The sequence below is a fragment of the Bradyrhizobium sp. Gha genome (assembly GCF_900113735.1).
Classification (GTDB): Bacteria; Pseudomonadota; Alphaproteobacteria; order Rhizobiales; family Xanthobacteraceae; genus Bradyrhizobium.
The window spans coordinates 85,219-103,809 of sequence record NZ_FOQM01000018.1; the positions used below are offsets into that span (position 1 = coordinate 85,219).

Sequence of the window (18,591 nt, forward strand, 5' to 3'; positions counted from 1 at the left end):
TTCTAGACCAGTGTCGCGCGCCGCGCAAAACCCCGCATGCAGCCTCTGCAAGCCCGGTTTTGCCTCGACAGATCAGGCTGAAGCAACGATGGTGGGCCTTCCATTGCCGCGAGGAGTATCCCATGGCAGCCCCCGAAACGCCCGCCAACCAGGGACCCGTCATCATTTCCAATTCAAGCTCCGAACGGGCGCCGATCATCTATTTCGACGGTGCATCCTGCTTCGGCCACCACAATGGTGCGATCCAGATCGAGCTTGCCGCAAACCTCTTGATGCCTGTTGGTGCCGCCGTCAGAGTGGACGTGGTCCAGACCGCGCATCTGCGCTGCAGCCCCGCCGCGGCGCTCGCCTTGCGCGAAGCAATCGACAAGGCGCTCGCGATGCTCAAGCTCGGACAGCAGGAGCGGGCGGAGACGATCCCGTCGGTGAAGAACTGAGGCTTATCGAATTGGGTATCGAGAGGATCACCAAATCTCAGCCGACATGCACTTTCGGCTTCTTCCCGTCATTCCACTTGCCGTCGAGCGCGCGCTCGATCTGGGCGGCGAGCTGCAGCAGCAGGCCATCATTGGCCTGCTTCGCGATGGCCTGGATGCCGAGCGGCAGGCCGTGATCCTGGGCTGCCATCGGCATCGAGATCGCGGGAATGCCGCAGAGATTGGCGAGCGGCGTGAAGGCGAAGAAGCGCCAGAGATTGCCGAACCAGTCGAACACGTCGGGATTGTCGGACGTGGTGAGATATTCCTTTGTGCCGACCTTCGGCGTCGGCAGCGCCGTGATCGGCGTCAGGATCACGTCCCACTGCTCGAAGAAGCTGCCGAAGCCGCGCGAGGTCGTATTGAACACGGCTTGCATTTTGGCCCGGTCGGCAAAGCTGGTGTGAAGTCCGGCTTCCCAGATCCGGATGTTCATCGGCTCGATCAGATCTTCCGGCGGCCGCTCCAGCCCGCGCGCCGCGAGCATGTTGGAGATCACGACCGAAAAATTCGAGATGTAGCAGGTGGTCTGGGCCGCGAAGGCGGCGCGAAAATCGAGGTTCGGCAGCGCGTAGTCGACGTGATGGCCGAGGCCTTCGAGGAAGCGGCCGGTCTTCTCCAGTTCGGCCGCGATCTCCGGTGTCGCGGTGTAGTCGCCCCAGGTGTGGGACAGCGCGATGCGCAGCTTTGCAGGATCGCGCTTGATCATCTCGCAATAGGGCTGTGCCGTGGTCCAGAACGGCATGAACTCGCCGGGTGCAGGCCCGCGCGCATGGTCGACGAAAGCGGCGGTGTCGCGCACCGAGCGCGACTGGCATCCTTGGATCGAGACGAGGCCGGTGAGATCGGACATATGCGGCGCCAGCGAGAACACGCCACGCGACACTTTCAATCCGATGTTGCCGTTGACGCCGGCGGGGATGCGGATCGAGCCGCCGCCGTCGGTCGCGTGCGCGATCGGCACCACGCCGGCTGCCACCATCGCGGCGCTGCCCGCCGACGAGCCGCAGGTGGTGTAGTCGGTATTCCAGGGATTGCGGGTGACATAGACGGCGGGATTGTCGGCCGAAGAGCACACGCCGAATTCCGGCGTCGTCGTGCGCCCGATCAGATTGAGGCCTGCCTGGCGGAATTTGCCTGTGAGGAACGTGTCGGCCGCGGCGCGATTGCCGCGCATCAACAGCGAGCCCATCTCCTGGAGCCGGCCTTTCATGGTCGGACCGAGGTCCTTCATCAGGAAGGGAAGGCCGGCGAACGGACCTGAGAGATTGGCGCCGTCCTTGGCGGGATCGGCAATGACGTCGTCGAACAGCTCGACCACGCCCGACAGCGTCGGATCGACCTTGGCGACGGCCGCCGCGGCCTGACGAGCCAATTCCTTCGCCGTCAGCTCGCCCTTGCGGACGCGCGCTGCAAGTCCGACGCCGTCATGCTGCGTCCATTCGTTCCAGCTCATCGGCAAGGTCATGACGTCAGATCCTCTTGAGGTGTCGCGTCACCTTTTTCGCAAGGGCCGGCATGAATCAACTGAGCCGGCGCGAAGGGCAGGGTTGCGCCGGGCGGAGAGGTCGGCGCGCTCTAGAGCAGGCGCGCGATGGCCGCAACCGGCCCGCCGCCGGCGGGCCCTTGATGTTCGGCGCCGCCCGAGACGTAGACCGCGCCGGTGCCGGCAAGGCCCGCGATCAGGCCGCCTACCGCTGCGCGGGCATGGCGTGTCGAGCTGATGTCGGTGTCCTCGAGCATGGTGTGGCGAAAGCCGCGCACGCTTCCATTTGGCGAGGCCTCGGCCTTGGCGAACACGTTCACGAACTCGCGGCCTGCCTTTGCCTGCGGGCCAAGCCCTACGCTGTTCAGCGCCGACAAGACCGCCGAGGCGTCGATCGCATCGCTCATCACGGCATGGCCGATTTCGAATTCGCTCGCCGACGAATCTGAATTGCCGAGCACGATGACGACGTTGTGCATCAGCTCGATCCCCGATGAGGTCGAGGCCACCTTCGAGAACAGATCATAGCGCCGCAGCACATCGTCGTCGTCGATGTCGAACATGACCTCGCCAAGCGCAACCGCAACGCCGAGCGCAGAGGCGCCGCGTGAATAGGCCATCGAGCTGTAGGCGCTGATCGTCGCCGTCTTGTGGCCGCGCGAGCTTGCTGCTTCGACACGCTCGCTGGTGAGCAGCGGACATTTGATCTGGACGAAATGGACGTCGGCAGCATCGGTGATGCCTGCATCTTCCATCGCGGCCTTCACCGTCTTGGCGGTCTCGGTGATCTGGGCGGAGCGGCCGAGCTCTTCGGGCAGAAAATCGCGGGTCTGCGCCATGCCGATGCTCAGGCGCTTGCCGGAGATGCCTGCGGGCCGCTGTTGAACGTCCTGGCGCGTGAACACCGTGATGTGCGGGCTGAGCACGCCTTCGGTACCGCCGGACATCACGAAGGCGATGCGCTGCTCGACTTCTTCAGGCGTCAGATCGAGCTTTGGCGCCAGCGCCATGCGCAGCGCTGCGACCGCATATTCCCGCGTAAAATCGTTGACGCCGCCATTGCCTTCGGTCTTGCCGAGGATCGCCAGGATGCAAGCCGGATCGATCGCGCGGGAGCCGATCAGGCTCATGAGGCCGGAAACATCGCCGGGACCTTTGGTGGCGATCTTGAAGACGCCAACCGACGTGGTGCGCATGGAGTATCCTCGCGGGAAGTTTGCTGATCCGGCGGAGGCTAACCAGCCGTGGAAGCGGGGCGGATGTCAAGTGCAAGGTCCGTAGTCCGGATCGAGAAGGAGAAGGCGTGTCTGCTGTTCGAGATGTGAATTGGAGGACGATGGCTCCCGCGCCTTGCCGTGCATCCTTCGAGGCTCCCCGCGCGGCGCGATGCGCCGTGCGTCACGCGCCTCAGGACGACGGAGCTAACATTGTCAGCGAAGCAAGAGGTGTTCCGCGACATCCCCACGATTGTGGCGAGATCGCATCGGCCCGACAAAAAATCCCCTGTCGACGGCCACCCGCCGCACCTTGATGAATCGACCTTGGTTGGTCCATAAGCGGCGTCCCGCGGCCGCATTTCGGTCTGCGTCGCGTGCTTGGACATAGAGGGATTCTCGCGTGGCAAATATCAACCAGAAAATTGCGCAGGAGCTTGGGGTTCGGGCGGAGCAGGTCGAGGCTGCGGTGACGTTGCTCGACGGCGGCGCCACGGTTCCTTTCATCGCCCGCTACCGCAAGGAAGCGACCGGTGCGCTCGACGACGCGCAATTGCGGACCCTGGAGGAGCGCCTGGTCTACCTGCGCGAGCTCGAAGACCGCCGCAAGGCGATCCTCGAATCAGTCCGCGAGCAGGGCAAGCTCGATGCTGCGCTCGAAGCCTCCATTCTCGCCGCCGACAGCAAGGCGCGCCTCGAAGACATCTATCTGCCATTCAAGCCGAAGCGCCGCACCAAGGCCGAGATCGCCAAGGAAGCCGGCCTCGAAGCGCTTGCCGTCAAGCTCATCGCCGAGCCTGGCAACGATCCCAAAGTCGTCGCCGAAGGTTTCATCAACGCCGAGAAGGGCGTTGCCGACGCCGCGGCTGCGCTAGACGGCGCCCGCGCCATCCTGGTCGAACGCTTCGACGAAGACGCCGATTTGATCGGCGTGTTGCGCGAGGAGATGTGGACCAATGCGCGCATGACCTCGAAGGTGCGCGATGGCAAGAAGACCGAGGGCGAAAAATTCGCCGACTATTTTGACTTCTCCGAGCCGCTGACCAAGCTGCCGTCGCACCGCATCCTGGCGATGTTCCGCGGCGAGAAGGAAGAAATCCTCGATCTCCAGATCCAGGCCGAGGCGGAGGCGCCGCCCGCCGGCGTGCCCGGTGCCTATGAGCTGAAGATCATGAAGCGGTTCGGCATCGCCGATCTCAAGCGCGCCGGCGACCGTTGGCTGATCGACACCGTGCGCTGGGCCTGGCGCACCAAGATCCAGGTGCATCTCAACATCGATTTGCGCATGCGGCTGTGGAACTCGGCCGAGACCGAGGCCGTGCGCGTGTTCGCTTCGAACCTGCGTGATCTCCTGCTGGCCGCCCCCGCCGGCACCCGCGTCACCATGGGTCTCGATCCCGGCTACCGCACCGGCGTCAAGGTCGCCGTCACTGACGCGACCGGCAAGGTCGTCGATACCGCGGTGATCTATCCGCATGAACCGCAGCGGCAGTGGAATGAGTCACTCGCGATCCTCGGCAAGCTCGCGATCAAGCATCGTGTCGAGTTGATCGCGATCGGCAACGGCACCGCCTCGCGCGAAACCGACAGGCTCGCAGGCGATCTCGTCAAGGGTCTCGCCGAATTGAAGATGTCCAAGATCGTGGTGTCCGAAGCCGGCGCGTCGGTCTATTCGGCCTCCGCTTTCGCCTCCGAGGAGTTGCCCGACCTCGACGTCACCCTGCGCGGCGCGGTCTCGATCGCCCGCCGTCTTCAGGATCCGCTCGCCGAGCTCGTCAAGATCGAGCCCAAGGCAATCGGCGTCGGCCAGTATCAGCACGACCTCGGTCAGGCCAAGCTCGCCAAATCGCTCGACGCGGTGGTGGAAGACTGCGTGAACGCGGTCGGTGTCGACGTCAACACCGCCTCCGCGCCACTGCTCGCACGCGTGTCGGGCGTCGGTTCCGGCCTGGCGCAGAGCATCGTGGCGCATCGGAACGCCAACGGCCCGTTCAAGTCGCGCAAGGCGCTGAAGGAGGTGCCGCGGCTCGGTCCGAAGGCGTTCGAGCAGTGCGCGGGCTTCCTGCGCATCCTCGGCGGCGAAGACCCGCTCGATGCCTCCGGCGTGCATCCGGAGGCTTATCCGGTGGTACGCCGGATTCTCGAGGCCACCAAGAGCGACATCAAGGCGCTGATCGGCAGCAGTGAGGTCGTCCGCACGCTGAAGCCGAAGGACTTCGTCGACGAGACCTTTGGCCTGCCGACCGTCACCGACATTCTGCGCGAGCTGGAAAAGCCCGGCCGCGACCCGCGTCCGGCGTTCAAGGCCGCGGTGTTCAAGGAAGGCGTCGAGGAGATCAAGCATCTCCAGAAGGGCATGATCCTCGAGGGCACCGTCACCAACGTCGCCGCCTTCGGCGCCTTCGTCGACATCGGTGTGCACCAGGACGGCCTCGTGCACATCTCCGCGATGTCGAAAACCTTCATCAAGGATCCGCGCGAGGTGGTGAAGCCCGGCGATATCGTCAAGGTGAAGGTGCTGGACTTCGAGGTTGCCCGCAAGCGCATCTCGCTGACCTTGCGCCTCGACGACGAGGTTGGCGCCAAGAAGGACGCCCCCGGCATGCAGCGCGACAACAACTCTCGTAACGCCGCCCGCATGACCTCGTCGGCCCCGCGCAAGCAGGAGTCGTCCGGTGGCGGCGGCGCGCTGGCCGAGGCCATGCGCCGGGCCGCGGAGAAGAACAACGGCAAGCGGGCGTGAGGGGGTGAGTAGCCCGTAGGGCGTGCTCTAACCACTCGTCATTGCGAGCCAACGGGTCCGCGCGAAGCGCGGCCCGATGACAGGCTCCGCGAAGCGATCCAGTATCCCTCCGCGGAAACAGTCCTGGATTTGCTTCGTCGCAAGAGCTCCTCGCAATGACGGGAGCGAGAGCGCTCCCGCTCCCTAACTTCCGCGTCAGAATCTGGCGCGCTTGTAAGTTGAAGATGCCCGTCCCTTCCTCTCTGATCCCTCCTGGCGCGGCAGCGATATCGCCGCGCAGCACGGAGGATGCTTCCATGGACAACAGGCTTCTCAAAGGCCTCACTGCGGTGACGATCGCCGCAGCGATGGCGCTCGCATCGCCGGTTCTCGCCCGAGGTGGTGGTGGCGGAGGCGGCGGTCACGGCGGCGGCTTTGGTGGCGGCTTTGGTGGTGGCCATTTCAGCGGTGGAGGAATGCATGCCGGCGGCATGGGTGGTGCCATGCACTTTGGCGGCATGGGCGGGGCTCATTTCGGTGGCGCGCGCTTCGCCGGTTCGCCGATGGCCGCGCACGCAGCTTTCGGGCCGCGCTTTGCCGGTGCACCGTTTGCGACCCGCGCGGCCTTCGGCCCGCGATTTGCCGGCGCCGGCTGGCACGGCAGGTCTTTCATCGGACGCCATGCCTTCTTCTTCCACCATCATCGCTTCCACCGGTTCGCCTTCTTTGGCGCACCTTTCTACTACGCCAATTATTACGACGACGGCTGCTGGCGCAGGAGTTGGACGCCCTATGGGTGGCAATGGGTCAATGTGTGCGGGGATAATTGGTACTAGCATCGCCGGACCGCACCATTGTCGCGATCGCCGCCGGGTGGTTCCGCTCAGCCCCGGAACGGGATAATCTGGTGGCGATCGTCGCGCGGAGTTCGTCATGACCGGAGGCCACCGCCGCATCCTCGTCGTCGAGGACGATCCGGAAACCGCAGGCCAGCTCGTCGAGGAATTGACGGCCTCGGGTTATGACGTCGATCTCGCGGCGACGGGGCGTGAAGCCCTCAGCCATGGCCTCGTGCGCGACTATGCCGTGATCACAATCGACCGCATGCTGCCGGATATCGACGGCATCACCGTGATGCGGCAGATGCGCGATGACGGCGTCGCCTCGCCCTTCCTGATCATCTCCGCGCTCGGCGAGGTCGATGACCGCGTGCGCGGGTTGCGCGCCGGCGGCGACGATTATCTGGTCAAGCCGTTCTCCTTCGTCGAGCTGCTCGCGCGCCTCGAGGCGCTCGGTCGCCGCAGCGAGACCATCGCCAAGGAGACGATCCTGCGCGTCGGCGATCTCGCCGTGGACCTGATCGCGCGCAACGCCAGCCGCCGCGGCCGCAAGATTCCGCTGCTGCCGCGCGAGTTTCAATTGCTCGAATACCTCGTGCGCAACGAGGGGCGTGTCGTCTCCCGCGCGATGCTGCTGCAGCACGTCTGGGACCTGCATTTCGATCCCTCCACCAACATCATCGACGTTTATGTCGGGCGCGTCCGCCGCAAGGTCGACGATGCCCAGGCCTATCCATTGATCCACACCATTCGCGGTATCGGATATTGCCTCCGTGCTCCTGGCTAAGACGCTTCGGTCCTCGACCTTCCGCCTGGCGCTGATTGCGATCGCGATCTTCGGCCTGATCGTCGCGGCGATCATGGCTTACGTCTATTTCGGCACGCTCGCTTATGTGCGGAGCCGGGTCGGAGATGCCGGCGATCATTCCGGCTTCGTCGCCATGCTCGAGCTCGCGATGATCGCGGTCGCCGTGCTGCTCGTGCTGCTGGCCGGTCTGGCCGCCGTGCTGGTGACGCGGCGCACGGTCGGGCGGATCGAGGAGATCAACGCCACCAGCCGCGCGATCATGTTGTCAGGCCTCGACCGGCGCATTCCCTTGCGCGGCAGTCATGACGAATGGGACCGGGCCGCCGAAAACCTCAACCAGATGCTCGATCGCATCGAGACCCTGATGGGTGAGGTCAAGCAGGTCAGCGACAATGTCGCCCACGATCTCCGTACGCCGCTGACGCGGATGCGCGGCCGGCTGGAAAAGGCCTATCACCACGAGCGCAACAGCGAGGCCGATGCCGCACTGATCGGCGACACCATCGCCGATCTCGACGCCGTGCTCGGCATGTTCGCCTCGATCACCCGGATCTCGGAGATCGAGACCCGCGCGCGCCGCAGCGCGTTTCGTACGCTCAACCTGGCTGAAATTGCCGGCGAGGTCGTCGAGCTCTACGACGCCGCCGCCGAACAGGTCGCGACGCGCCTGAGCCTCGGTGGTGACAGCGAAGTGGCAGTCACAGGCGATCGCGACCTCTTGTTCGATGCCATCGCCAATCTCGTCGACAACGCGATCAAGCACGGCCGTCCGGGCGGAAAGGTCACGGTGACGTGCCGCAATGCCGGCAACAGTGCGACGATCGCCATCGCCGATGATGGCCCGGGCATTGCAGCCGATCAGCATGACCATGTGTTCAAGCGCTTCTATCGGCTCGAGCAGAGCCGCTATACGCCGGGCAACGGCCTGGGCCTGAGCCTGGTCGCGGCGGTGTCGCGCCTGCATGCCGCCGAGATTGCGCTGCACGACAACGCGCCGGGCCTGACGGTGCAGCTCAGCTTCAGGAGCGCGCTATAGCTCGATCACGCCGCGGCGCGCCGCATGCGCCACCGCATCGGTGCGGCCGGTCGCATCCAGCTTGTCGAGCAGCGAGCCGACATGGAATTTCACGGTGTGCACGGAGATATTGAGCCGGCGCGCGATCATCTTGTTGGAGGCGCCTTCCGCCATCAGCGCGAGCACGTCGAGCTCGCGCTGCGTCAGCGCGATATCCTCGGGCATGACGCGCGGATCGCGTGCGACGACGCTCGCATTGGCGGTCTCGCCGGACGCGGCAAGGCGAAGCCCCGCGACACTGCCGAGCAGCATCGCGAGGCGGTCGGCCAACACGGGATCGTCGATCTCGATCGACAGCACGATGTCGGGCGTGGTGTCCTCGCTCACGCCTCGGGCCTCTCGCCAATTGTGACCCTGAAGCTCGCTGGCTCGCCGCCACGCCGGACCGCGACATCGACCACCCGGCCGACACTGGCGGGCCCCAGCGTTCGCAGCAACGCGCGCACGCCGGAAAGTTTCTCGTCGTTGACCGCCACGATCACGTCGCCCTGCCGGATGCCGGCCGTAGCGGCAGGACCAGCCTTGTCGACATTCATCACCATCGCGCCGATGCCATCATCGAGCCGCAGCGGCTGGAGCCCGAGTCCGAGATAACCGCGCGCGATGCGGCCGCGGGTCTCGAGCTGCGCCGCGACCCGCTCGATCGTGGCGGTCGGGATCACCAGCACGCGCCGTGGGCCGAGCACCGCCATGCCGAAGGCCTCGCCCGAGGCATCGATGGCAAGGCCGCCTTCCTGGCTCGGGCGCAGGCGGACATCGAGCTCGATCCGCGCATCGATCTCGCCGCCACGCAGCGAGCGCCAGCCCTTGCCTGAAGCGGACACCAATCCCAGCGAAGCGCTCGGTGCATCGCGGTTGGTGGAAGCCACGACCGAGAGCGAGCCGAGAGCAGGGATCGTCGCCGCCAGCTTGACCGGCGCTATGGCCGTATCGGCGCGCAGCAGCGCGATGTCGGTCGTGTGGTCGCGGCCGACCACCGTGGCGGCAACCGCGCTGCCGTCGGCATCGGAGATCTGGACGTCGCCCTCGTCGGCCAGCGCCTCGTCGGCGGTGACGATCAGGCCGCGCTTCCAGACGAAGCCGGTCGAGCGGGAACGATGCGAATGCACGGAGACGACGGACGGCGAGATACGCGCCACGACGTCCGCGAGCGCCGATGACAGCGAGGTGAGAGGGGTGAGGTCGGTCATGGAAGGCTCCTGTAAGTTGCCCACAATCTGGGATGTCGCGGCCGATAGCGAAACTGGCCGGGTGGCCAGTCCTCCCCAGGGACATGGCCGACGGACATGTGATTTGGAGCCCCTCGCGCGAACGTGCCGCAATCCCCAAACCAGGCTTGATGGCGTCGCAATCGATCTGTTGGAGCACGCGGCTGCAGTTGACGCAACGCAACGAAAGGCGCAACGCTGCAGGACAATTCCAAAGACCACAAATAGGCTCGAGGGCCGATCGCTTGCTGGCAATTATACCCCATGGTAGCACGCGATGGATCGCGCGCCCGCCAGACTGGACTCAGCTCCTGCGGATTTTATTCCCGACATGACCGAATTTCGCGGCGTCTTCCCCTACCTCGTCTCACCCGTCAGTGCCGACGGCACTGTGCGGACTGACGTGCTCGCAAGGCTCTGCGACGATCTGATCCGCGCCGACGTGCACGGACTGACCCCGCTCGGCTCGACCGGGGAGTTCGCCTATCTCAACGCCGCGCAGCGCATGGCGATCGTGCAGACCACGATCGAGGCTGCGAAGGGCCGTGTGCCCGTCGTCGCGGGCGTTGCGTCGGCCTCGACGGCCGATGCAGTGGCGCAGGCGCAGGCCTATCAGAAGCTCGGCGCCGACGGCATCCTGGCGATCCTCGAGGCCTACTTCCCGCTCTCTGATGCCCAGGTCGAATCCTATTTCCGCGGCATTGCCGACGCCGTGGACATTCCGGTCGTCATCTACACCAATCCGCAATTCCAGCGCTCGGATCTGACCCTCGACGTCATTGCGCGCCTCGCCGAACATCCGCGCATCGGCTACATCAAGGATGCCTCGACCAACACCGGCAGGTTGCTCTCGATCATCAACCGCTGCGGCGATGCCTTACGCGTGTTTGCGGCCTCTGCCCACATCCCGGCCGCTGTGATGTTGATCGGCGGCGTCGGTTGGATGGCGGGACCGGCCTGCATCATTCCGCGCCAGAGCGTCAGGCTCTACGATCTCGGCCGGGCCGGTCGCTGGGACGAGGCCATGGCGCTCCAGCGCAGGCTGTGGCGCATCAACGAGGCCTTCGCCCGCTTCAATCTCGCCGCCTGCATCAAGGCTGGCCTTTCGATCCAGGGCTATGACGTCGGCGATCCCGTCCCGCCGCAGGCGGCGCTCAACGCCGAGGCGCGGAAAGCCGTTGAGGCGGCGCTGCGGGAGCTGGCGTAAGCCCCTCCGCAGGCATCATGGTCGGGCTTGACCCGGCCATCCACGTCTCACAACGCGAAAGCAAGAACGTGGATGCCCCCGACAAGCCCGGGCATGACGAATCCGTGGGTTTATCGCCCAAATCCGCGACTGGTCTGGTCTGCCTCGATCCGCTAAAAGGCGGCCGCACTTTTGAGGCTTAGAGGACCCAGCGGAATGAATATTCTTCCCGGCAATTTGCGTTTCGGAGCGGGCCAGCCCGTCAAGCGTTTGGAAGACCAGCGGCTGCTCACCGGGAAGGGTCAATTCATCGATGACAAGCCGGAGGACGGCGCGCTGTGGTTGCACGTGCTGCGCTCGCCGCATGCGCATGCGAAAATCGTCTCGATCGACACCAGCGCGGCGGCATCGATGCCGGGTGTCGCCGCGATCTACACCGGCGTCGATCTCGTCAAGGACGACGTCGGCGCCATCCCGACGCTAAGCATCTTCAAGCGCCCTGACGGCAAGCCGATGACGGTGCCGCCACGCCGCCTGCTCGCCCATGAGGTCGTCCGTTACACCGGCGAGGCCGTTGCGGCGGTCGTGGCCTCGTCACGTGCGGAGGCACAGAGCGCGGCCGAGGCGATCGCCGTCGAGTACGACGTGCAGCCCGCCGTGGTCGATCCCGTCGAGGCCGTGAAGCCGGGTGCGCCGGTAGTGTGGCCGGACGCTCCCGATAACATTGTCGGCGCGATGAGCTATGGCGATGCCGCCAAGGTCGACGAAGCCTTCGCCAAGGCGGCGCATACGGTCGAGCTCGATCTCGTCAGCCAGCGTCTGGTGCCCTCGGCGATGGAGCCGCGCTCGACCATTGCCGAGATCGACAAGAAGACCGGCCGTCTTCTCCTGCACGTGCAGTCACAGACGCCGGCCTCGACCCGTGATCTCCTCGCGGAATCGATCCTCAAGCGTCCGAAGGACAGCGTGCGCGTGCTGGTCGGCGATATCGGCGGCGGCTTCGGCCAGAAGACCAGCCTTTATCCGGAAGACGGCATCGTCGCCTATGCAGCGACCAAGCTGAACAAGAAGATCCGCTGGCGCGGCGACCGTAGCGACGAATTCGTCGGCGGCACCCACGGCCGCGACCTCACTTCGACCGCCTCCTTCGCCCTGGACGAGAAGGGCAAGGTGCTCGCCTATCGGGTCAGGTCGATCGGCTGCACCGGTGCCTACTCCTCCGGCACGGGCAACATCATTCCGCTGGTGCTCGGTCCGTTCGTGCAGACCGGCGTCTACGATCTGCCGCTGGTGCATTTCGAGATCAAGTCGGTGATGACCCACACTGCGCCGGTCGGTGCTTATCGTGGCGCGGGGCGTCCTGAAGCAGTCTTCATCGTCGAGCGCCTGTTCGACGCTGCTGCGCGCAAGATCGGCATGGATCCGCGCGCGATCCGGAAAGCCAACTACATCAAGCCGGCGCAGCTGCCCTACACCAATGCAGCAGGCCAAGTGTACGACTCCGGCGCCTTCGCGCACATGCTCGACCGTGCAGTCAAGCTCGCCGACTGGGACGGCTTTGCCGCGCGCAAGAAGGCGGCCAAGAAAAAGGGCCTGCTCTACGGCCGCGGCCTCACCTCCTACATCGAATGGACCGGCGGCCGCGCGCATACCGAAAAGGTCACGCTGCAGGCAACCTCGCAGGGCCGCGTCGTGCTGCATTCCGGCACCCAGGCGATGGGGCAGGGGCTGCAGACCACCTACACGCAGATGATCTCCGACACGCTCGGCATTGCCATGGACAAGATCGACGTCGTCCAGGGCGATACCGATCTCGCCATGGGTTTTGGCAGCGTCGGCTCGCGCTCGCTGTTCGTCGGCGGTACCGCGGTCGCGGTCTCCTCCAACGATCTGATCCAGAAGGCGCGCGAAAGGGCGGCGAATGTGCTCGAGACCTCGGTCGAGGACATCGAGTATCAGGGCGGCATGCTGACCGTGGTCGGCACCGACCGCCGCATCAGCCTGTTCGACATTGCCGAGAAGGAGGCCGGTGAAAGACTTAGCGTCGATTCCGAGGGCGAGGTCGACGGGCCGAGCTGGCCGAACGGCACGCATATCTGCGAGGTCGAGATCGACCCCGAGACCGGCGTGTCCAAGGTCGTGCGTTACACCACCGTCGACGACGTCGGCGTCGCCGTGAACCCCATGCTGGTGACCGGCCAGATCCATGGGGGAGTCGCGCAAGGAATCGGCCAGGCGCTGTATGAGGGTGTGTCCTATGATGCCGACGGTCAGCTGCTGACCGCGAGCTATCAGGACTACTGTATCCCGCGCGCCGATGACGTGCCGCCGATCGTGGTGACGCTGGATGATTCCGCGCCCTGCCGCACCAATCCGCTGGGCGCCAAGGGCTGCGGCGAGTCCGGCGCCATCGGGGGCCCGCCCTGCGTCGCCAACGGCGTGATGGACGCGCTCGCCGAGCTCGGCATCACCCAGCTGAATACGCCGCTGACGCCGCAGAAGATCTGGCAGGCGATCCGGGATGCGAAGGCGACGGCTTAGCCCTTTCAAGTGCGGAGGAGAGAGCTAGATCCCCAGCATTATCTTCGCGATGATATCGCGCTGGATCTCCGACGTGCCGCCGAAGATCGTGTAGGCGCGGCCGTTGAGATATTCCGGCACCACCGTCAGCATGTCCTCCGGCAGCGCCGGCTCGTGGTTGAGCTCGTAGAGCGGACGCATCGGCTCGACCACGAGCGCGTCGTGGCCGATCACGTCGACGCCCAGCTTTGTCACGGCCTGCCGGATCTCGCTGTTGCGCAGCTTCAGGATCGACGATACCGCACCGGGATTTTGGCCCGTTTGCAGCGCCGAGAGCACGCGCAGCTCGGTCATTTCAAGCGCATCGATGTCGACCTCGATCTCGGAAATGCGGGACGCGATGTCAGGGCTCTCGATCGCGCGGCCCGTGAGATCGGACTCCGCAAGCTCGGTGATCGCGCGCAGTCCCTCGCGCAGCTTGGCTGATGCAATGCCGGAGCCGCGCTCGAATTCGAGCAGATATTTGCCGTAGGTCCAGCCCTTGCCTTCGTCGCCGACGCGGTTGGAGACGGGTACGCGCACGTCGTCGAAGAACACCTGGTTGACCTCGTGGTCGCCGCCAATGGTGAGGATCGGTCGCGTCGTGATGCCCGGTGCCTTCATGTCGATCAGGATGAAGCTGATGCCGTCCTGCTGGCGCGGTCCGTCGCTGGTGCGCACCAGCGCGAACATGCGGTTGGCGTGGTGCGCATGCGTGGTCCAGATCTTGGTGCCGTTGATGATGTAATCGTCGCCGTCGCGTACCGCGCGCGTCTTCAGCGAGGAGAGATCGGAGCCCGAGCCCGGCTCGGAATAGCCCTGGCACCAATAGTCCTCGCCGGAGAGAATCCGCGGCAGGTAATAATTCTTCTGCTCGGGCGAGCCGAAACCGATGATGACGGGCCCGACCATCTTCACGCCCATCACATTGACATTGGGCACGCCGGCGCGGGCGCACTCGCTCTCGAAGATCCAGCGTTGCGCCGGCGTCCAGTCCGGGCCGCCGTGCTCGACCGGCCAACCCGGTGCGCCCCAGCCCTGTTTGTGCAACGCGCGCTGCCAGGCCATGCCGATCGGGGGATCGGAGAACACCGAGGGCGTCAGCGCGGTCGCGCGCCTCATCTCCTCGGTGAGATTTTTGGCGATGAAACTTCGCACCTCGCTCTGGAAGGCGCGCTCCTCGGCATTGAACGACAGCTCCATGATGCGCTCCTGTTTCAGGCAGTCGAAGCCGCGCGGCCGAGCTGGGCATGGCGGGCATAATGATGCGCGGCCCCGCCGAACAGCGTGTCAAAGGCGACGAGCCGCTTGAAATAGGCACCGACCTCGAGTTCCTCGGTGACACCCATGCCGCCGTGAAGCTGGATCGACTGCTCGCCGACGAAGCGCGCGCATTTGCCGATCTTCGCCTTCGCGGCTGAAGCAGCGCGGGCGCGCTCGACCGGTGCGCTATCTGCCTTCAACGCGGCGCGCAGCGCCATCGAGCGGGCTTCGTCCACCTGGATGGCCATGTCGGCGAGGCGATGGCGGATCACCTGGTTGGCCGAGAGCGGCCGGCCGAACTGTTTTCTGATCTTGGTGTAGTCAAGCGTGGTGTCGAGCAGCGTCTGCATGATGCCGACAGCCTCGGCACCAAGCGCAGCCATCACGCGATCGACGGCCCATTCGATCGCCGGCAGCGCGTTCGCGCCATCGCCGAGCAGGGCGTCCTCGGGCAACTGCACGTCGGAGAGTTCGATGTTGCAGGCCCGTCCCCCGCCGAGACGTTGGTAATCGGAAATCGCGAGCCCCGCTGCCGTCGCCGGCACCAGAAACAGGCCGACCCGTCCTGATGGTCCCCGATGATCATGCAGATGCGCTGACACGATGATCTCGTCGGCCGCATGGCCGTCGAGCACGGCGATCTTGCTGCCGGTGAGGTGCCAGCCTTGTGCTGTCTTGGTCGCCGATGTCGCGACCTTGGCGAGATCGAACCGCGCGGCACGCTCGGAATGCGCGAAGGCGAGCTTCAATGTTCCGTCCGCGATCTTGGGCAGGTTCGCCTGCTTCTGCGCCGGGCCGCCGCATCGCTCGATCAACGCGGCGCCGAGCACGACCGTTGCGATGTACGGCTCGGACACCAGCCCGCGGCCAAACGCTTCCATCAAGATGCCGATCTCGACCGGACCGGCGCCGAGGCCGCCGAACTCTTCCGGGATCGGCAGCGCCAGCCAGCCGAGCTCGGCGAACTGCTTCCAGACTTCAGGGCTGAAGCCGAGTGGGTCGTTCGCGGTCTTGCGGCGGTGGTCGGCGTCGTAGCTCTCGGCCACGAAGCGTTCCGCGCTCTCGCGCAGCAGTCGTTGCTCGTCGCTGAGATTGAGATCCATGTCTTTACTCCGCGGCCGCCGGTTTGCGCACGGAGGGATGCAGTCCGGACGGATCGACCACCATGCCGAACTCCTGCAGGTTGTGGGCGTGACAGAGTTGATGCAGAGCGAAGGCCTGGTCGATCGCGGCGGGTTGCCCCATGACGTCGACCGAGCGATTCACCGCCTCCTTGGTCAGCTTCAGCGCAAAGGACGGCTTTGCCGCGATCCGGCGCGCGAGCTCCAGCACGCGGGACGACAGCTCCGCGCGCGGCACGACCTGGTTGACCATGCCGAGCTGGTGCGCCTCCTGCGCACTCCACGAGTCGGCGGTGAACAGAAATTCCTTGGCCTTGCGGGGCCCGAGCTCCCAGGGATGCACGAACCATTCGACGCCGCAGACGCCCATGGTGACAACAGGGTCGCAGAACTGCGCATCGTCGCTGGCGAAGATGAGGTCGCAGGCCCAGGCCAGCATCAAGCCGCCGGCGATGCACTTGCCGTGCACTTCGGCGATGGTGGGCTTGGCCAGGTTGCGCCAGCGCCGCGTGATCTGGAGATATATCTCCTGTTCGCGCGCGAAGCGGCCGTGGGCGTTGGCTTCCGCAAAGCCGCCCCAATTTCCCACCGGCGGAAAATCTGTGCCTGCGGTATTCCTGGGCCCAGGGCGCAGATCGTGGCCGGAGGAGAAATGCGGCCCGTTCCCAGCCAGGATGATCACCTTGACCGCATCGTCCTGCACCGCCGCGTCGAAGGCGGCGTTGAGGTCGTAGGTCATCTGCAGGTTCTGCGCGTTGCGCGCGTCGGGCCGGTTCATCACGATCCGGGCGATCGCCGGCTCCGGCCGCTCCACCAGGATGGTCTCGAACGAGGACATGGCGCGCTCCCTGCATTTTCGCCTTGTTGGCTGCGAGTTGACTATGTCGCGTGATGGCAGGCAAGGGGCTTGCGTCAGCCGGCTGCTTTTCGCGCCGTCCGCGCCGGATATCTGGCGCTTTATGCGCTCGATCTGGTAGCTTGCGGCCGATTCCACCGGGAGAAATTTGATGCGCAAGATCCTGACCGTGCTGGCGGCGCTGGCCTCGCTCAGCCTCACCAATTGCGGCTACAACGCGATCCAGAGCCAGGACGAGCAGATCAAGGCCAACTGGTCCGAGGTGGTGAACCAGTATCAACGCCGTGCCGATCTCATGCCGAATCTGGTCAACTCGGTGAAGGGATTTGCGCAGCAGGAAAAGGACGTGCTGCTCGGCGTCACCAATGCCCGCGCCAAGGTCGGCAGCATCCAGGCAACGCCCGAGGTACTCAACGACCCCGCTGCCTTCCAGAAATTCCAGGCCGCCCAGGGCGAGCTCTCGAGCGCGTTGTCGCGGCTCCTCGTGGTCACGGAGAACTATCCGCAGCTCAAGTCGGACGCGCTGTTCAGGGACTTGATGTCGCAGCTCGAGGGCACCGAAAACCGCATCACGGTCGCGCGCAACCGCTACATCAAGTCGGTGCAGGACTATAACGTCACCATCCGCTCGTTCCCGACGAACCTCACGGCGATGATGTTCAGCTATAAGGAGAAGCCGAACTTCTCGGTCGAGAACGAGAAGGAAATCTCGACCGCGCCGAAGGTCGATTTCAACCCCACGCCCGCGCCGTCGAAGTAAGCGTTCGTCCCAGATGCGCGCCCCACCCACCGCTGTCATTCCCCGCGAAAGCGGGGAATCCGGTACGCCGCGGCCTTTCAGGACCGCGCTGGCGTCTCTGGAATACTGGATCGGCCGTTCGAGCCGGGCGATGACACTGAGCGTGTGGCGCGCAACGATCGTGGCAACGCTTTTCCTTGCCTTTGTCCTCCCCGCCGCGGCCGACGTTGCCATTCCGCAACTGACCGGCCGTGTCGTCGACCGGACCGGCACGTTGTCGAGCGGCGACATCGCCGCATTGTCGCAGAAGCTCGGCGATTTCGAGGCGCGCAAGGGCAGCCAGATCGCCGTGCTGATCGTGCCGACGACGGAACCGGAGACGATCGAGCAGTTCTCGATCCGTGTCGCTGAAGCCTGGAAGATCGGCCGCAAGAAGGTCGACGACGGCGCGATTCTCGTCGTCGCCAAGAACGACCGGCACTTACGCATCGAGGTCGGCTACGGCCTCGAAGGTGCGCTCACGGACGTGACCTCGCGGCGGATCATCGATGAGGTCATCACCCCAAAATTCAGGGACGGTGATTTCGCCGGCGGCATCTCGGCCGGCGCGGAGCGGATGATGCGCGTCGTCGACGGCGAGCCATTGCCGGCTCCCTCGCGCAGCGTGAATTTCGCCAATCTGGATGATATCGGGCCGGCTGTTCCGTTTGTCCTGTTTGCTTCGCTCGTCGTCGGCGGATTCTTGCGCGCACTGCTGGGGCGGTTGCTGGGCTCGGTCGCGACGGGCAGCATGATTGGCCTTCTGGCGCTGCTGATCCTCGGATCCGGCGTGTTGGCCCTGCTCGCCGGAATCATCGCCTTTGTGCTGTCCTTCATCGCCGATCTGTTTCCGGCGTCGACGGGGTCGTCGCGCGGTGGTTCCTGGTCGGGCGGCTCCTCGTCGGGCGGCTGGAGCAGCGGATCGTCGTCCAGTGACAGCGGCAGCTTCAGTGGGGGCGGCGGCAGCTTTGGTGGCGGCGGCGCCTCGGGGAGCTGGTAG

Annotated in this window: 16 protein-coding genes; 9 read left to right on the top strand and 7 right to left on the bottom strand. The window is 65.3% G+C overall.

The genetic code is table 11. From position 1 onward, the window contains the following. Positions 1-122: 122 nt before the first annotated feature. Positions 123-437: a hypothetical protein gene (locus tag BM222_RS21625; protein WP_092231700.1), complete on the top strand. Its 315-nt coding sequence runs from the start codon at positions 123-125 to the stop codon at positions 435-437. A 37-nt stretch (positions 438-474) separates the two neighbouring features. Here the strand turns inward: BM222_RS21625 and BM222_RS21630 are convergent, their stop codons facing one another. Then, on the bottom strand, positions 475-1,944 hold the full coding sequence (locus BM222_RS21630; RefSeq protein ID WP_177243362.1) for an amidase: 1,470 nt from the start codon (positions 1,942-1,944) through the stop codon (positions 475-477). Between the two features lie 110 nt (positions 1,945-2,054). Further along, complete coding sequence (gene atzD, locus BM222_RS21635; RefSeq protein WP_092231703.1) at positions 2,055-3,158, bottom strand: cyanuric acid amidohydrolase; 1,104 nt, start codon at positions 3,156-3,158, stop codon at positions 2,055-2,057. A 421-nt stretch (positions 3,159-3,579) separates the two neighbouring features. On the opposite strand from atzD, the gene BM222_RS21640 reads away from it, so the two are divergent. The 4 genes from BM222_RS21640 to BM222_RS21655 all read left to right on the top strand — a co-directional run bounded on the left by BM222_RS21640 (position 3,580) and on the right by BM222_RS21655 (position 8,581). Continuing rightward, positions 3,580-5,919 carry a Tex family protein gene (locus BM222_RS21640; RefSeq protein WP_092231706.1) on the top strand — a complete coding sequence of 780 codons (2,340 nt, stop codon included), beginning with the start codon at positions 3,580-3,582 and terminating at the stop codon, positions 5,917-5,919. A 296-nt stretch (positions 5,920-6,215) separates the two neighbouring features. Further along, positions 6,216-6,734, top strand: coding sequence for a hypothetical protein (locus BM222_RS21645; protein ID WP_092231709.1), 519 nt, complete (start codon positions 6,216-6,218; stop codon positions 6,732-6,734). 97 nt (positions 6,735-6,831) lie between these two features. Then, entirely contained in the window at positions 6,832-7,524 is a 693-nt protein-coding gene (locus BM222_RS21650) for a response regulator transcription factor (RefSeq protein WP_092231712.1), read from the top strand. Further along, on the top strand, positions 7,511-8,581 hold the full coding sequence (locus BM222_RS21655; protein ID WP_092231715.1) for a sensor histidine kinase: 1,071 nt from the start codon (positions 7,511-7,513) through the stop codon (positions 8,579-8,581). Before BM222_RS21650 ends, BM222_RS21655 begins: the two co-directional genes overlap by 14 nt. Here the strand turns inward: BM222_RS21655 and BM222_RS21660 are convergent. Next, positions 8,576-8,947, bottom strand: a complete 372-nt coding sequence (locus BM222_RS21660) for a response regulator transcription factor (protein ID WP_092231718.1) — start codon at positions 8,945-8,947, stop codon at positions 8,576-8,578. The two genes, BM222_RS21655 and BM222_RS21660, sit on opposite strands and share 6 nt — an antisense overlap. Beyond that, the gene (locus BM222_RS21665; RefSeq protein ID WP_092231721.1) at positions 8,944-9,810 is read right to left on the bottom strand and encodes a S1C family serine protease; all 867 of its coding nucleotides are present in this window, start codon (positions 9,808-9,810) and stop codon (positions 8,944-8,946) included. The genes BM222_RS21660 and BM222_RS21665 overlap by 4 nt, the downstream gene beginning before the upstream one ends. Before the next feature lie 349 nt (positions 9,811-10,159). Here BM222_RS21665 and BM222_RS21670 point away from each other — a divergent pair, with 349 nt between their 5' ends. Continuing rightward, positions 10,160-11,035 carry a dihydrodipicolinate synthase family protein gene (locus tag BM222_RS21670; RefSeq protein ID WP_092231724.1) on the top strand — a complete coding sequence of 292 codons (876 nt, stop codon included), beginning with the start codon at positions 10,160-10,162 and terminating at the stop codon, positions 11,033-11,035. A 195-nt stretch (positions 11,036-11,230) separates the two neighbouring features. Then, positions 11,231-13,555 (top strand): xanthine dehydrogenase family protein molybdopterin-binding subunit, encoded by a 2,325-nt coding sequence (locus tag BM222_RS21675; RefSeq protein ID WP_092231727.1) that lies wholly within the window; start codon positions 11,231-11,233, stop codon positions 13,553-13,555. Positions 13,556-13,579: 24 nt separating this feature from the next. On the opposite strand, the gene BM222_RS21680 is transcribed toward BM222_RS21675, so the two are convergent. The 3 genes from BM222_RS21680 to BM222_RS21690 are packed head-to-tail and all read right to left on the bottom strand — an operon-like array spanning position 13,580 to position 16,795. Beyond that, a complete protein-coding gene (locus tag BM222_RS21680; RefSeq protein WP_092231730.1) occupies positions 13,580-14,776 on the bottom strand; it encodes an acyl-CoA dehydrogenase family protein in 1,197 nt (398 codons plus the stop codon). Positions 14,777-14,790: 14 nt separating this feature from the next. Then, complete coding sequence (locus BM222_RS21685; protein ID WP_092231731.1) at positions 14,791-15,939, bottom strand: acyl-CoA dehydrogenase family protein; 1,149 nt, start codon at positions 15,937-15,939, stop codon at positions 14,791-14,793. Between the two features lie 4 nt (positions 15,940-15,943). Beyond that, on the bottom strand, positions 15,944-16,795 hold the full coding sequence (locus tag BM222_RS21690; RefSeq protein ID WP_092231734.1) for an enoyl-CoA hydratase: 852 nt from the start codon (positions 16,793-16,795) through the stop codon (positions 15,944-15,946). Between the two features lie 169 nt (positions 16,796-16,964). Here BM222_RS21690 and BM222_RS21695 point away from each other — a divergent pair, with 169 nt between their 5' ends. Next, a complete protein-coding gene (locus BM222_RS21695; protein ID WP_092231737.1) occupies positions 16,965-17,573 on the top strand; it encodes a LemA family protein in 609 nt (202 codons plus the stop codon). Between the two features lie 130 nt (positions 17,574-17,703). Continuing rightward, complete coding sequence (locus BM222_RS21700) at positions 17,704-18,591, top strand: TPM domain-containing protein (RefSeq protein ID WP_177243363.1); 888 nt, start codon at positions 17,704-17,706, stop codon at positions 18,589-18,591.